Origin of the sequence: Flavipsychrobacter sp., from assembly GCA_041392855.1 — a bacterium.
Lineage (GTDB): Bacteria > Bacteroidota > Bacteroidia > Chitinophagales > Chitinophagaceae > UBA5543.
Genome location: JAWKLD010000001.1, coordinates 2,567,084 through 2,584,016, shown reverse-complemented (window position 1 = coordinate 2,584,016; position 16,933 = coordinate 2,567,084). Strand labels below are relative to the sequence as shown.

The 16,933-nt window shown below is 37.0% G+C and carries 11 protein-coding genes; 3 read left to right on the top strand and 8 right to left on the bottom strand.

Annotation, left to right across the window (positions count from 1 at the left end; genetic code table 11):
• Nucleotides 1-24 precede the first annotated feature (24 nt).
• Both R2800_11935 and typA read right to left on the bottom strand, forming a co-directional pair.
• Nucleotides 25-4,446, bottom strand: a complete 4,422-nt coding sequence (locus R2800_11935; GenBank protein MEZ5017757.1) for a gliding motility-associated C-terminal domain-containing protein — start codon at nucleotides 4,444-4,446, stop codon at nucleotides 25-27.
• A gap of 193 nt (nucleotides 4,447-4,639) precedes the next feature.
• The gene (gene typA, locus R2800_11930) at nucleotides 4,640-6,451 is read right to left on the bottom strand and encodes a translational GTPase TypA (GenBank protein MEZ5017756.1); all 1,812 of its coding nucleotides are present in this window, start codon (nucleotides 6,449-6,451) and stop codon (nucleotides 4,640-4,642) included.
• Between the two features lie 117 nt (nucleotides 6,452-6,568).
• Between typA and R2800_11925 the strand changes: the two genes are divergently transcribed.
• Nucleotides 6,569-6,997, top strand: coding sequence for a YciI family protein (locus R2800_11925; GenBank protein MEZ5017755.1), 429 nt, complete (start codon nucleotides 6,569-6,571; stop codon nucleotides 6,995-6,997).
• 3 nt (nucleotides 6,998-7,000) lie between these two features.
• Here the strand turns inward: R2800_11925 and apaG are convergent, their stop codons facing one another.
• From apaG to nadA, 5 genes are all read right to left on the bottom strand, one after another.
• Nucleotides 7,001-7,387, bottom strand: a complete 387-nt coding sequence (gene apaG / locus R2800_11920; protein MEZ5017754.1) for a Co2+/Mg2+ efflux protein ApaG — start codon at nucleotides 7,385-7,387, stop codon at nucleotides 7,001-7,003.
• Nucleotides 7,388-7,439: 52 nt separating this feature from the next.
• On the bottom strand, nucleotides 7,440-7,805 hold the full coding sequence (locus R2800_11915; protein ID MEZ5017753.1) for a regulatory protein RecX: 366 nt from the start codon (nucleotides 7,803-7,805) through the stop codon (nucleotides 7,440-7,442).
• Between the two features lie 82 nt (nucleotides 7,806-7,887).
• Nucleotides 7,888-9,756, bottom strand: coding sequence for a tRNA uridine-5-carboxymethylaminomethyl(34) synthesis enzyme MnmG (mnmG, locus tag R2800_11910; protein MEZ5017752.1), 1,869 nt, complete (start codon nucleotides 9,754-9,756; stop codon nucleotides 7,888-7,890).
• A 122-nt stretch (nucleotides 9,757-9,878) separates the two neighbouring features.
• Nucleotides 9,879-11,810, bottom strand: a complete 1,932-nt coding sequence (locus tag R2800_11905; GenBank protein ID MEZ5017751.1) for a PA domain-containing protein — start codon at nucleotides 11,808-11,810, stop codon at nucleotides 9,879-9,881.
• 121 nt (nucleotides 11,811-11,931) lie between these two features.
• Complete coding sequence (gene nadA, locus R2800_11900; protein ID MEZ5017750.1) at nucleotides 11,932-12,927, bottom strand: quinolinate synthase NadA; 996 nt, start codon at nucleotides 12,925-12,927, stop codon at nucleotides 11,932-11,934.
• A gap of 522 nt (nucleotides 12,928-13,449) precedes the next feature.
• On the opposite strand from nadA, the gene R2800_11895 reads away from it, so the two are divergent.
• The gene (locus tag R2800_11895; GenBank protein ID MEZ5017749.1) at nucleotides 13,450-15,600 is read left to right on the top strand and encodes a peptidylprolyl isomerase; all 2,151 of its coding nucleotides are present in this window, start codon (nucleotides 13,450-13,452) and stop codon (nucleotides 15,598-15,600) included.
• 107 nt (nucleotides 15,601-15,707) lie between these two features.
• Nucleotides 15,708-16,223, top strand: coding sequence for a DUF2480 family protein (locus R2800_11890; GenBank protein ID MEZ5017748.1), 516 nt, complete (start codon nucleotides 15,708-15,710; stop codon nucleotides 16,221-16,223).
• 6 nt (nucleotides 16,224-16,229) lie between these two features.
• Here the strand turns inward: R2800_11890 and R2800_11885 are convergent, their stop codons facing one another.
• Nucleotides 16,230-16,889, bottom strand: a complete 660-nt coding sequence (locus R2800_11885; GenBank protein MEZ5017747.1) for a metal-dependent transcriptional regulator — start codon at nucleotides 16,887-16,889, stop codon at nucleotides 16,230-16,232.
• Nucleotides 16,890-16,933 lie beyond the last annotated feature (44 nt).

Sequence of the window (16,933 nt, the reverse complement as noted above, 5' to 3'; positions counted from 1 at the left end):
CCTCTTTCAACATTTTTTGCAATATTATCTTATTAGTATAATACTACCTTTTTGCTCTATTTCATTTGCAGCATCGTCATCGTTACATACATACTTTATAAAGTAGAAGTAGGTACCAATATCTTGTGGCGTACCATTAAAAGTACCATCCCAACCTTCAGTAGCATCTGTAGTCACAAAAACTCTCTGCCCATATCTATTCAATACCACAAAGGATTTTATGGTATGTTTACCACCACTTATTACTCTGAACAAGTCATTCTTGCCATCTCCATTAGGAGAGAAGGCATCAGGCAGATATATTTCACAACATAAATGTACTCCTACATATACACTATCCTTTCCTTTACAGCCTATATCGTCGGTCACATTCACTCTTACATAACCTGCACTCGGAATTATTGCTCTTGCCTTGCTGCTATTGTTTTGTGTAAAATACTTTTCAGGCTCCCAGAAATACTTATAGTTAGCAAAATGTTTTGCTGAAAGATGTATTTCATTTCTTATGCATAGATCATATTGTCTAGAACTATCTATTTGCGCAACAGGGAATTCCCTGATATTTATTGTATCAAAAATGGTTGGTGATAAACAACCTGTATCAGATATTGTAAACATAGAAATCACCTTCTTGCCTGCCGTCAACCATTTTACGGTATAACCTTTTGCTGTGCTATCTACTCTTGTAGCTGAGCCAAGCTCCCATAAATACTTGCTGGCATGAGCTAGTGGAGAATCAGGCAGTGCTACAACATTTTGATTGATACATGCTTCAGCCAAAAGGTCAAAACCAACTTCCGGCATTGGCATTACATACAAAGTTTGTGTGTCTCTTGCCCTACATCCCAGTCTAAATGCATTTAATGCAATTGTCTTTTTACCCGGGGTCAACCATTTCAACGTGTATGGTCCGGAAGTATCTCCTTTTACAATTGTACCTCCATCAAAGCTCCAAGTAAACGTACTACTATCTGGTATTACTCCCTGATGAGTGATAGTTAAAGTATCATCTTGACAGACAGGAACTTTGTTAAATAATATCCTTGCAGTAACTAATGTATCCGTTTTTACTTGCAAAGCAGCCCTATCACTTTCACAACCCAAAATAGTTTGTGAAACATAATAATTTATTACTCCTATTGTAGATGTATTAGGTATTGGGGCATTAGGATTACCAAAACCACCTGTTGCCGCAGTATACCAACGAAGGTTAGAACCTGTTGCTGTTAATGCAGGCGCCACAATATCCAAACAGTATTCCAAAGAGTCTACTGTTGGTGGGGCAGGTTTCGGATTTATGGTCACTTTTACAGAGTCTCTTTTACTTTCGCAGCCATTTACCGTTTGACTTACAAACCAGTAAAAAATTCCATCATTAGTAGTAGATGGTACTGGAGGGTTTGCTAAAGGTGTACCCCCTGTAAATGTTGTATACCATTTTAAATTGGTTCCTGTGGCTCCAAGCGGCTGTGCTGTTACAAACTGGCAATAAGTAACATCTACACCTGTTGGTACAGGAGGCTCAGCAACTATAGTTACTACTATAGCAGCTCTATCACTTTCACAACCATTCACCGTTTGACTTACAAAGTAAGTAGTAGTACCCACTGTGGTGGTAGGTGGTGTTGGGGCAGTGCTACTTCCAATACCTCCGGTTGAGGTAGTATACCATTTTAAGTTAGTACCCGTTACATTGTTGCCAATAGATATTGGTGTTGTGAACTGGCATAGAGAAGTATCTCTAACTGTAGGTACAGGAGGCTTAGCATATACTATCGCAACAATAGGTTGTCTATTACTTTCACAACCATTTAAAGTTTGTGTTACATAATATGTGGTATTGCTTGGTGTTGCTGTATTAATTGTTGGTGCACCTGCTAATGGCGTTCCTCCTGTAGCTGTTGTATACCATTTTATAGCGGTTCCGCTTACAAATGCATTCAAGCCAGGAGTATTTGCACCAAATTGACAATAGGTTACCGGCGAAGAAACTGTTGGGTTCGCTGGCGTCGGGAATACGGTTACCACAATGGCGGCCCTATCACTTTCACAACCACTACCATCTGTCTGCGATACATAATAAGTAGTATTACCCGCAGTAGTAGTAGATGGAACAGGTGCTCCAGCTAAAGGTGTTCCACCTGTTGCAACAGTATACCATTTTAAATTAGTTCCCGTAGCTGTTAGTGCAGTTGCAGTAGTATTTTGACACAAATAAATTATTGGACTAACTGTTGGCGGCGCTGGTTTAGCCAGTACAATTACATTGACTGCCTTTCTCGGGCTTTCACACAAATTGACATTTGAGGTTTGTGTTACCCAATACGTTGTTGTTCCCGGTGTTGAAGTATTAGGTGTAGGTGCCGAAGATAATTGTGTTCCACCGGTTGCTGCCGTATACCATCTAAGGTTGGAACCCGTTGCGGTTAATGGTGTCGCAACTTCATCTTCACAATATATTACGTTAGTAGCAGTTACTGGTGTATCAGGCGCATTGTTGACAACAACTTGTATTGTATCTTTTAATGATGCACAGCCATTTACTGTAGCACTTACAATATATTGTCCGGCGTTAACAGGTTTTACACCTGTCAATGTTGGATTTTGTGTAGTTGAAGAATAGCCATTAGGGCCCGTCCAGTTATAAGTAACAGTACCACTTATAAATGATGCGGTTAAATTTAAATCCGTGTTTTCGCAAACTGGACTATTGCTACCCGCTACAGGAGCATTAGGATAGCCTACAAAAACATAGGTAGATGCATATTGCGTAGTACAGCCGTTTATAACAGATCTCACTGCATAGATACCTGTACTTACCGGTTGGGCATTTGTAATGCTAGGGTTTTGTGCAGTTGATGTAAAGCTATTAGGCCCTAACCATTCAAAGGCTGTAGCACCAGCACTTGTAGCCGTTAAGTTTACTGTAGATCCAGGGCAAACAGGTGTGTTACTACTAGCCGTTGGTGCTACAGGGTTTTGTACTGTTACTGTAATGGTATCTGTATTAGAATTACAAAATGGTGTACTATTAGACGTAACGATATATTGTGTAGTTACTGTTGGTGCTACATACGGTTCTTTACAAGTTGTACAACTCATAGAAGTTATTGGAGAACCACCCGATATTACAGACCATATAAAACTTGTTCCACCTGTTGCATTTAATCGTACCGTATCTCCTATACAGATCGTAGTATCTTTCAACGCCTTAGTAACTGCCCACACGTATAATGGGACTGTAAATGTTTGTGTAATCGGTATACCTCCAGAAGCACAACTGGAATCTTTTACGGTAACCGTAAGGACTCTGGTACCTGTATCTGTAAAACCTGGTGTCCAACTTATACAACCTCTTACAGAGTCAGAAGGAGAATTGGTATATGTAACTGATGAACCTGGTGCAGCTGCAGAGTGGTTATCTGTCACTACAAGGTTTGCAGAAGTGTCTGTGGATTTTATATCATAACAAAAAGTAAGTGGCTTACCAGCACAACCTACCACTTGACCATTAATAAATTGAGAGCCTGTTAAAGTAGTAGGGGCTGTTCCCACAGTGGGCGTAGTACTTGTACACATTATTACTTGCACCTGTATATCCCTCATTACAGAACCAATAAGTATTCCATTCCTATATTCTTTTACCCTTACGGTTACAGTTTGCGCCCCTTGCTCAGATGGTGTAAATGTCATCTGACCAGTTGTTGAGCTGATCTGAAAAGTATTGTTTGTTTGAAAAGGGTTTCCTGGTATACTTAAAGTAGGCGTTTTAGAAACAAATAATTTATTGGTAGGTGTATTACCACAACCATTGGCTACTTGTTGCGGCATAATAACCTCAAAAGCCATAGAGTCATTATTCGGATCTATACCACCATTATTGTAGTTATACGATTGGTTGATACAAACAAAAGGAACTGGTTTAACTGTAAAAGCAGGAGAAGAGTTTCCTTGAGCTACTAGGTTATTCAATGTAGCCTCTACATAAAACACACCCGTACCTTGTAAGTTCTGTGATGGGTTTCTAGCATTTACATAAGAGTAAAAACGCCATGTAGCACATCTTGATGGTAACGTTAGTGTATTAGAGTACCACCATTCTCTATATCCTGGAATACTTGACCCAACGCTATCACATTTAGATTTTGTATTAGCGCAACCTGTTGATACTTGCTGTCCATTTGTTCCGTTTGGTATCGACGTCATTTTGTCCAACCATATCTGACCACTTTGACTATTACAACCGTTTGAATAACACAACTGAACTCTGGTTGGTTCACCCACACCGCCACAATCTCTATAGAACTTAAATATAAAACGGTAGGTCGAATCACTCACCCACTCATAGATCAACTCTCCACCTGCAGCATGACTGGCACGAGATACAGTATTGAATGATATAACACACAGTGTTAATAAAACAGCTGAAAGTAAAATTCTCTTCAAAACACAAAATTTTAATACGTTATTAATTTTCAAGGCGGGTCTTCTAAATTATAAAAGAAAATCAGATTATTTTAACATTTCGCTTACTTATTATCATTAATTGCCATTAGAGAAAATATTATCACTTTAGGTTAATAAAAAAGGGCAAGTATCAATGACACTTGCCCTTTTATTATATATTATTCTTTTTTTATTACGCTTGAGACGATAGCATTTTCTGATACTTCTTTCTATCTTCTTCATTCAACATTATTTTTCTCAAACGAATGTTTTGAGGAGTAACCTCGATACACTCATCTTGTTGAATATACTCCATACATTCTTCCAAACTCATTTCTATTTTAGGAGCTATTTTATTGGCATCATCACTACCGCTTGCACGGTGGTTAGTTAACTTCTTGTTTTCTACTACATTCACATTCAAATCTCCAGGTTTGATGTTTTCTGCCACTATCATTCCTCCATATACTTCTTCAGTAGGGTCTACAAAGAAATTTCCTCTGTCTTGAAGCTTATCTAAAGAATAAGGTGTTACCGTACCTGTAAATTTAGAGATCAATACGCCATTATTACGTCCAGGGATAGGTCCTTTCCAAGGCTTGTAATCATTGAAACGGTGCGCCATTACAGCCTCTCCAGCCGTACCTGTTAACATTTGAGAACGTAGACCTATCATACCACGAGCAGGTATTTCAAACTCAAGGTGTTGCATTTCACCTTTTGTTTCCATGATCAACATCTCACCTTTTCTTTGCGTAACTAGGTCTATCACCTTTCCACTATATTCTGCAGGAACATCTACTACAAGTGTTTCATATGGTTCACATTTTACACCATCAATTTCTTTGGTAATAACCTGAGGTTGTCCCACGGTCAGCTCATAGCCTTCACGACGCATAGTTTCTACCAATACACTTAAGTGCATGATACCACGACCATATACCAAGAATTTATCAGCATCATCTGTATCAACAACTTTTAATGCTAGGTTCTTCTCCAATTCTTTTGTTAGCCTATCCCTTATGTGTCGGCTAGTAACAAACTTGCCTTCTTTACCGAAGAAAGGAGAATTGTTAATGCTGAACTGCATGTTCATTGTTGGCTCATCAATAGGTACTATTTCTAATGCCTCAGGATTTTCAGCATCTGCAATAGTTTCACCTATAGTAAAGCCTTCGATACCTACAACAGCACAAAGATCACCGGCAACTACTTTATCTACACGTTTTTTGCCCATTCCTTCAAACACATATAGCTCTTTCACTCTACTTTTTACAATAGAACCATCTACCTTACATAGACTCACTTGCTTACCTTCAACTATTTCTCCTCTTGTTACTTTACCTATAGCTATTCTACCTAAGAAACTAGAATAGTCCAGTGATGTAATTTGTAATTGTAAATTTCCTTCTGCTATTTGTGGCTCAGGTACTTTTTCTAAAATAGTATCCATTAATGGGATAATATCTTCTGTAGGCTCAAGGCTTGTATTAAACCAACCTTGTTTTGAAGAACCATAAAGTGTTGTAAAGTCAAGTTGCTCTTCAGTAGCATCTAGCTGGAAGAATAATTCAAAAACTGCATCGTGTACTTCTTCGGGACGACAGTTTTCCTTATCAACCTTATTGATAACAACTATTGGGTGTAGGTTTAGTTGTAATGCTTTTTGCAATACAAATCTTGTTTGAGGCATTGGGCCTTCGAAAGCATCCACTAATAGTATTACACCATCAGCCATTTTTAAAACACGCTCTACCTCACCTCCAAAATCGGCGTGACCAGGAGTATCGATCACGTTTATCTTAATGTCCTTATAAGTTACAGAGGCGTTCTTACTAAAAATAGTAATTCCACGCTCACGCTCAAGGTCATTACTATCCATTATCAACTCACCAGTCTCTTGGTTGTCTCTAAACACTTTTGTTGTGTGTAGTATTTTATCAACCAGTGTTGTTTTGCCATGGTCAACGTGTGCAATAATGGCAATGTTTCTAATATTTTTCAAAATAATCTCTTTAGTTTAAGCCCTTGCAAGAAGTGCCTACATTTGTATAAAATTCGCGCAAAGGTAGGTAAATAAACCCAGCATTATAGATTAAAACACTTTTTAATAACACTAATTATGAGATATTTTATATTTCTATTATCAATAACTATATTAAGTTGTAATTCAGAGAGTTCTGACAGTACGAGGAACAATCAAGAGGCTTTAGCTGCTAATGAGTTTAAAGATGGGGAGTACACTATGAAGCAATACTATTTTGTAATGCTTAAAAAAGGAGAGAATAGAGATGAAAATATAGACACAGCAATAGTGAATGAACTACAAAGAAAACACCTTGCCAATATAGACAGGCTGGCAGATGAGGGAAAAATTATTGTAGCAGGACCATTTGGTGATGATGGTGACTGGAGAGGTATCTTTATTTTCAACTGTGATAAACAAGAAGAAGTAGAAGGGCTATTAAATACTGACCCTATGGTCGCTGCTAAATGGCTGAGCTACGAGATACACCCTTGGTGGACGGCTAAGAATGAGGTGTTTAAGTAATAACTAATTCATCTTAAAAGGAGGAATCAACTTAAACTCAGGAATATCAACTGAGAATTCTTTTTTTGTATATAGGTCTTCCATCAAATAAGTACCATACATTTTACCAATATCAGCCCTCAGGCTTGCTGCCGATATATACTGGTAATATGCTCCCGGCTCTATTATAGGCTGTTCACCAACAACTCCTTCTCCTTTCACTTCTCTTCTTATCCCGCTACTTTCTACAATATGCCAATGTCTGGTCTTTAGTTGTATCGGCGTGCTGGTTTGGTTTTCAATAGTTATCCTATATGCGAATAAATATTCAAACTGTACAGGGTTTGACTGCTCTTCCTGATAAAACGTTTCTACTGATACGCTAACTCCTGCTGTTACCTGCCTTACCATAATTAGTCGTTTTAGTAAAAATAACGCATAAATTGATACAAAGTTTCATCAACTAGTTTAATGTTTCGTTAATAGCCTGCTGTATCAAATTGTACTCAAAACCTTTCCCTAGCAGATACTTAATCAATTTATTCTTCGTAATATACTCACTTCTACTTTTGTAATCCGGTAGTTTCTTCTCTATCAGGTTTAGGATGGTAGTATAGTACTCATGATCATCTATTTCCTTGAGCGCCTTCTTGATACAATATTCTGATATTTGATTCTGCTGTAGTAAGTAGAGTATCTTTTTTTTGCCCCATTTATTCATTCTAAACTTGCCACCAGCTATAGCTTTTGCATAACGTTCTTCATTTAACACATCTGCCTGTATCATTTCAGATATTAGTTCTTCAACCTCATCTGTTTTACAGCCCATTTCGTAGAGCTTGTTCCTAACCTCCTTGTGGCATCGTTCCTGGTAATAGCAATAATGTAGTATAGATTCTTTTGCTCCCATTCTATCTACCCATAAAAACCATTAGAATTTGGATATCACTTGGGTTCACACCACTTATTCTACTAGCCTGTCCCAATGTACCTGGTTTTATATTGGTCAACTTCTGTCTTGCTTCCATAGACAAGGCCGTAAGTTTATGGTAATCAAATCCTTGTGGAATTATCAAATCCTCCAATGAATTCATTTTTAGCACCATCTCTTTCTCCTTTTCTATATAGGTTTCATACTTTAATTGTATCTCCGCCTGCTCCAACTCTAATGCTGTTACATCTCCGAAAGCATCTTTAAGCCCTGATATTGCTTCACAAAGATTAGCTAAACTAACTCCTGGCCTTAATAATATCTTACCTGCTTTTGTTTTTTCTTTTAGCTCTGCCGATGCTATGCTAGACAAATAGCTATTTATAGTAGAAGGTTCCACGTGGAACTGTGCTAAAACATCCTTTATTCTTTCAACGTTCTGTATCTTCCTATCAAGATCGTTCTTTCTTTCGTCGCTAGCTATACCCAAACTATGCCCTAAAGGGGTAAGTCTCATGTCAGCATTATCTTGTCTAAGCAATGTCCTAAACTCAGCCCTACTTGTAAACATACGATATGGTTCATCTGTACCTTTATTAATAAGGTCGTCTATAAGTACGCCAATATAAGCATCACTTCTCTTAAGAATAACGGGTTCTTTATCTTTCACATGGTTATGAGCGTTTATACCAGCCATAAGTCCTTGGCAGGCAGCTTCTTCATATCCAGTAGTACCATTTATTTGCCCTGCAAAGAAAAGACCCTTAATAAGCTTAGTCTCAAGGGTAAAACTAAGCTGTGTAGGTGGGAAATAATCGTACTCAATAGCATAACCTGGCCTGAAAAACTTACAGTTCTCAAATCCCGGTACTTTCCTAAGTGCATTGAACTGAACTTCTTCAGGCAAGGAGGTACTAAAACCGTTTACATATATCTCGTGAGTATTCCACCCTTCAGGCTCAACAAATAGTTGGTGTCTATCTCTGTCTGCAAATCTGCTTATTTTATCCTCAATACTAGGGCAGTATCTTGGGCCGCTACCTTTTATACGGCCTTTATACATAGGAGACTGGCCAAAACCTTCTTTTAAAAGGTCATGTACTTCAGGACTAGTATAGCTAATCCAACAACAACGCTGTTGTTCGGGAGCTATAATATCTGTCTTTTGATAAGAAAAACCTACAATTTCTTTATCTCCCTCCTGTACTTCCATTCTAGAATAGTCTAAACTACGCCCGTCTATTCTTGGCGGAGTGCCAGTCTTTAGTCTATCGCTTTCAAAACCAAGTGATACAAGTTGCTCTGTTAACCCAGTGGCACCCTTTTCTCCCATTCTACCACCACCAAATTGTTTCTCGCCTACATGTATTACTCCGTTCAAAAAGGTTCCGTTGGTTAATACTACACTTTTAGCATAGATTTCTTGCCCCATACCAGTCTTAACCCCTTTCACTGTTCCACGTGAAACAATAAGTTCTTTCACCATATCCTGCCAAAAGTCCAGGTTAGGAGTGTTTTCAAGCATTTCCCTCCATAGTGTGGCAAATACCATGCGGTCGTTCTGAGTTCTGGGGCTCCACATACCAGGACCTTTTGACTTGTTAAGCATGCGGAACTGTATCATGCTCTTATCGCTTACTATTCCACTGTAACCCCCTAAAGCATCTATCTCCCTCACAATCTGTCCTTTAGCTATTCCCCCCATTGCCGGATTACAACTCATTTGGGCTATAGTCTGCATATTCATAGTGATCAATAGAACCTTTGATCCCATATTTGCAGCAGCAGCAGCAGCCTCACAACCTGCATGGCCTGCGCCTACTACTATTACATCATATTCTTGAAACATATCGTGCAAAGCTACGAATAGATAATAAGATACCAGCCACCTATATACCTACTTAATAAAAAATGATACAAATAAAAAGGTCGGACAAAAAGCCCGACCTATATATTTAGCAAACGCTCTTTCTATTTTATAACACTAAACTTCTTAACCGTAACCTTGTCATCGGCATTAATAGTTAAGAAATAGTTTCCAGCAGGAAGGCTTTCTGTATTAATAGAGTATTTACTACTCTTAACAGAGCTTTCGTTATGCTCTAGAATTCTTCTACCACTAGCATCTAATACTGAATAATGTAGATTATTGGCTTGTTTATCCAATTCTACAGATACATTCATTATATCTGTAACTGGGTTAGGATAGATATCTATAGCAATTGGGTTAGGATTGTTTACATTCTTAACATCTACAGTGAATGGAGATAAGAATAACGGAACAGAAGGTACTGAACCATTCTTTTGCTGAGAGAACCTTACAGAATCAACAGGTCTGTTGAATCTATCAAAAGGGAACATATTAGGGAACTCGGTTGCAGAAGAAGTAAATGTAGCGTCAGTACCATTGTATACTGGGCTATAAGATTCTACTGCAGTATCAGCAGATTTATATGCTCTTGCAAACGTTCTAGGGAAGTAGTTTACAACACCATCACATAGTAAGAATGTATTGATAGGCACACTTACAGTTACCCAGTACCAAGAATTATCATCTAATACTACAGGGTTATTTGCATTGTTTGCGTCACCGATTGGAACGGTAAAGAATTGACCGCTTGTATCAGCACCACCATATGTCTTACCACCAGCACCTACTAAAGTACACTCTCCGCTTACGATAATACCATCCAATGCTTGACTGTTACTACCATCTACCCATTTCCATACTAGTATGTTTACAGTACCTTGAGTACTCATACTACCTCCTCCTGTTTTACTTAATCCAAACTGAACGGCATCTAAACTATAATTACCCTTATTAATATAGTATAATGGTCCCCACATAAAGTCTACAGAAGTAGCAAAAGCGAAACCAATATTTGAAGTTGGTAAGCCTGTTTGATAATTGTATCTACCTTTTGAGAAATTATTATTAGTTACATCAAAAGAATAACTTGTAGAGTTGTCACCAGGTAATTCATCAGTACTATCACTTGTTACTTCATAGCTAACATTGAACTTACCAGTACCGCTCACATTACCAAGGCTATATGATGTTTTACTCATTGGAGAAATTATAGAATCTCCAGGATTGAATGGACCAGGATATAATACTGAATCTACTTTAACAACAGTAGCAGAGCCACCTGTAGGCGTGAAAGTCACAGTAGATTTTACTTTAATATTTGTTGCAGGATTAGTACCAAAGTTTCCTATTACTGCACCAGTAATACCTTCGTATGTACCAGGTGTACCTGTACCTGTTTTAATTTGGCTAAGCGGAATAGACTGAGCGTGCCATTGAGTAATACCACCATCTAGTATAGCAATATCGTTTTTAGCACCACTAGCCCAACTACTTAATGACATTTTTACTGTTGCACTAGCTAAAGCAGCATCAATAGCTGCGCCATCAACATCGGATATCATTATTACAGGAATAGTTACACTTGCACCTTGAGCACCAGCTCCCATACCTACTGGGCCACCGGGAACATTATTTACAATCACAACTGCCACAGCACCAGCTTGTTGTGCACGTAAAGCCTTAGCGCCAAACTCACAATTACCACGCTGAATAAGAGCAATTTTACCATTTACTTGCGTACCATTTGTAAGAGGTACACATGCTTCATATGGTACTGCTTTTACTACATCAATATTGTTCATTGCTGTAGTAACTGCGCCTCCCCACTCATTTGTACCACCACTACCATCGTTAGCTATGTCATAAGCAAGAGCACCTGCTATGTTTTGCGGTGTAGTTATTGCAATACGTGCGCCTACATAATCAGCGTACCAGTTTGTCTCAAAATGGTCCATATTCTGGGCAGAGACAGATAACGTCGATAATGATAATATTGACGCCGTTAATAATTTGAAAAAGTTGAGTTTTTTCATAGAGAAAAGCATTTCTTATAATTTGAAAAAAGATAGTTAACTAAGATATGTTAAAAACGTAATAAATCAAAAAATACCCCATAAAGGGGTATTATATATTACATTATTATTACTATTATATTTAAAGATTAAAGCTTGCACTTAACTCCAACATTTTATCAATTGGCTTTTTTGCTGCCAATCTCAAATCTTCATCCATATTTATTTCTGGCAATTCATACTTCATAGCTAAATATAATTTTTCTAAAGTATTAAGCTTCATATGTGGACAATCGTTGCAAGCGCAAGAATTATCTGGTGGTGCGGGTATAAAAGTTTTGCCCGGGGATAGCTGTTGCATCTGATGTAATATTCCTGTTTCAGTTGCAACAATAAAACTTTGGCAATCGTCTTCTTGACTATACTTTAATAGTTGTGTCGTTGATCCTATAAAATCTGCTATTCTTAATACTGCCTCTTCACATTCAGGATGAGCTATCAACTTAGCATCTTTATGTTTCTCTTTCAATTTGGTGATCTTCTCTAGAGAAAATATTTCGTGAACCATGCAAGCACCATTCCACAGTACCATATCTCTCCCACTTGTCTTATTGATATATGCTCCCAAATTCCTATCAGGAGCAAATATTATTTTTTGATCTTCCGGAAGACTTTCAACAATAAGTTTTGCATTCGATGAAGTACAAATAATATCACTTAATGCCTTTATACCAGCCGAGCAATTGATATAAGAAATAACTAAATGATCGGGATGCTTTTCCTTAAAGGCCTTAAATAAATGTGGAGGACAACTGTCGCTTAAAGAACATCCAGCATTTAGATCTGGTAGCAAAACTTTCTTTGTTGGGTTAAGGATCTTGGCAGTTTCTGCCATGAAATGCACACCAGCAAAGACTATCACGTCAGCGTTGGTACTTGCAGCTTTTTGTGCCAGACCCAAACTATCTCCGATATAATCTGCCACGTCCTGTATATCGGGCTCTTGGTAGTAGTGTGCAAGTAGTATGGCATTCTTTTCCTTTTTTAGTTTTTCAATTTCAGCGAACAAATCTAAGGTAGGATCAATTTCGAGATCTAGGAAGCCTTTTGAAGATAAATTTTCGACGGCGTTTTCCATATGCACATCCATATAATAACTAGTATTTTATTTATTTAAAAAAAGGTTATTACTATTAAGTGTGTTAATATGGGGATATAAATTTGACTGAACTGTTGCATAAGAATTACTTATAGTTCATACCCACATTATACATCTAATATTCACACTCGAAAGTATTGAAAAATGGGGATACTAACATTATAAAGTATAAATGTTAATTACAAAAGGAGTGAATAATTAAAGAGTGATATTGGTCTAATTACCCTGTTAAAAAATCTGACTCAGTTATTAATAATTTGATAACGCAACGATAATTTTCTGTTTATATACAACTGCTAAAATTTTATTCAGCGATAATGCCCACATATACACACACAAGTATTAATAACTAAATTTTATTAATTAGTAATTATTGAAATATGAAATGATGTGGTAGAAAATTGGAAGATTTATGCTGGTTATTCTATATTTAAGTGTTCAGAAAGAACATAATGTCAATTTTTCCTATAAATTTGCCGTCCTTACAAAATATAAACTTATATGTCTGTAATACAGAATATCAGAACCAAATATGCAAAGCTTGCGGGCTTTGTAATTGCATTCGCCCTAGTAGCATTTATATTAATGGATGCTTTGAGTAGTCGTGTTGGAAGTATTTTCGGAAACGATAGTAACGTAGCAAAAGTTAATGGTCATAAAATAGAATATAAAGACTATTCACAAAGGTCAAGTGACTATGATATATTATACGGCTACAGTTCTCAAGGTAAAACCCTTGACGATAACGCTCGTGCACAACTTAATCAACAAGCACTATCTGACTTGATCAATGAAACATTAATTAAGGAAGAAGCCGAGCAACTAGGTTTACAAACTACAAAAGATGAAGCTAAAGATTTAATATATGGTGCTAACCCTGATCCTGCAGTAAGAAACTACGCGCCATTTAGAAATCCGGAAACAAATATGTTTGACCCACAATATGTGAGAGCTTTTGAAGAACAAGTAGATCAGTATGATCCAACTGGCAAGGCAAGACAACAGTGGGAAATTCTTAAAGCATATGTTATCAGAAACAACATTGTGCAGAAATACAATGCACTTTTGGTTAATAGTTTATATGTACCAAATTTTGTTGTAGAAAGACAAGTTCAAAATCAAGGACAAAAAGCAAGTATTGATTATGTAAATGTAGCTTATGCAAATGTTGCAGATGATAAAGTAGAAGTAACTGATGCAGATATGGAAGCGTACATGAAAGAACATAAAAAAATATATGCAACTGAAGCTGATAGCAGAAGTATAGAATATGTTTCTTTTGATGTTTTACCAACAGCTGCCGATACTGCTGCTGCAAAATTGCCATTGGTACAATTAGCAGACGAGTTTAGAAATACAAATGATGCTGAAACATTTGTAAACAGAAATTCTGATGCTGCTTACAATGCTGGTTTTGTAATGAAGAAAGACTACATGTCTTTATATACTGACTCTATTATGAGTCTTCCTGTAGGTGGTGTTTTTGGTCCGTACTTAGAAAACAGTGAATACAAGTTGACAAAAGTATTGGATAGAAAAACATATCCTGATACAGTTGTATGTAGACATATATTAATTAAAACAGCTCAAGGAAACAACTTAATACTACCTGATAGCATCGCTGAAAGAAAAATTGATAGTGCTATAGCTGCTATAAAAGGCGGTGCAAAATTTGAAGATCTAGTACAGTCTGTATCAGAAGACGAAGGAAGTAAAGCTACTAATGGAGAATATACTTTCGACTTCCAACAAAAAGCGAATATTTCTAAAGAGTTTGGCGACTTCATCTTCGAAGACGGAAAACCTGGTCAATCTAAAAAAGTAAAAGTTCAGAATGGATCTTATAGTGGCTATCACTATATAGAGATAATTAAGCAAAAGAACTTCTTACCAGCAGCTAAATTAGCTACAATAACTAAAGGTCTTTTTGCAAGCGATGAAACTGAAAATAATGTTTACGCTGAGGCTTCAAATTTTGCAGGTACTAAAAACACTGCTGCTGCTTTTGATGAAGCTACACAGAATAGTCTTAACAAAAGAGTTGCTGAAGAAGTTAAGGTGAATGACTTTATTGTTTCAGGTTTAGGTTCTGCAAGAGAAGTTATCAGATGGATGTACAGTGCTAAAGTTGGCGATGTATCTTCAGTATTTTCTCTTAAAGGTCGTTATGTAGTTGCAAAACTAAAATCTGTTAATAAGAAAGGTCAAGTAATGTTGACTCAATCTAACAGACCAGAACTAGAAGATATTGTTAGAAAGAAAAAGAAGAAAGATATATTAATAGAGCAGTTTAACGGGAAGAACTCTCTTGAGCAAGTAGCAGCTACTGCAAATACTCAGGTTTCAAGTGCTGATTCTTTTTCTGCAGCTACATCTTTTATCCCTGAGCTAGGTTTCGAACCAAAAGTATCTGGTTATGCATTCAACAAAGGGTTCAATAAAGGAACATTGTCTGCTGCAATTCCGGGACAAAACGGGTTGTTCTATATTACGCTTAAAGATAGATTTACACAAGAAAGCACTGTAGATTCTAATATGGTTAACAGACAAAAAGTAATGATCCAAAACCAACTTAAAAATGGTGTTAGCTCAAGACTTGCTGATGTATTGAAAGAAAGCGCTGATATAGAATACAACGCCAACAACTTATAATATCAAAAACAGTTAAGGATATATAGAGAAAAACAGCAGTTTATAACTGCTGTTTTTTTTATTTCAACCCTTATGAGTCGTATTTTTGTAGCACAACTATTAATGGTATGAGCGAACTGATAAATAAAGTAGCAGAGAGTGGTATTGTGACGATCGATTTAACAAGTTATATACCTGATGAAGAAAATATAGCTGTCTTTGATCTGAAACCATTTCTCTTCAGAGAAATGATACTTAGGGAAAAAGACTACAGACAATCACTTAAAGAATTTGACTGGACGGTTTATGAAAATAAACATGTTGCTGTTTTCTGTTCTGTAGATGCAATTATTCCTATTTGGGCTTATATGTTGGCTACTTCCTATCTTGAAGAAGTGGCTACATCTGTTTTTTATGGAACTGCCGAAGCGTTAACTGCTAACCTCATTAAAAACAAAGTAGCGACAATAGATGTTTCTGAATATGAAGATAAAAGGGTTGTACTAAAAGGTTGTGGTGACAAAGCCATACCAGAGACCGCTTATGTAGAAGCAACACAATTATTGAAACCGGTTGTGAAATCATTAATGTATGGAGAGCCTTGCTCTACAGTACCTATTTATAAAAAGAAAGTGGTGAGGTAATATACCTTAAACAGCGAATAGCTTTTCTGCAATTTTTTCTGATAACTGGAAAGGAGTACCCTCCTTCTGTTTTACTGTGATGCTTTTATCATAAGGCATACGTTCCGTAATAACGAGTTTAGTATCTATAGCAATATTATACAGTGCTAACTGTTGTAAAAAAGCAGTAGAAGTATCTTTTACGGCAACAATTTTATAAGTACCCCCTATTTCACATTCGCTAAGGGCTACCGCTCTGGATTTTGGTAGGGTACCTTCTGAAGTTGGTATAGGGTCGCCATGGGGGTCATATTCTGGAAATCCTAAAAACTCGTCTAGCTTTTCGATGAGTTTTTTAGATCTTATGTGTTCCAATTGCTCTGCTACTTCGTGAACCTCGTCCCAAGAGAAGTGGAGTTTAGTATTAAGAAAGGTTTCCCAAAGTCTATGCTTTCTTATAATGTAAAGTGCTGTTTTTTCTCCGCTATCTGTAAGGTGTACTTTTTTATATTTCTCATAGTGCACCAGTTCTTTCTCTGATAATTTTTTTATCATATCAGTAACTGTAGCCGGACGGGTTTGCATTCGCTCCGCTACCTCGTTTACCGAAACTTCAGGAGTATCGTTATTTGTTTGGATAACATATATAGCCTTCAAATAATTTTCTTCGGTATAAGTCAGTAGCATAGATTGTAAAGCTAAAACTAAATTATTTTATACGGCAACATAAT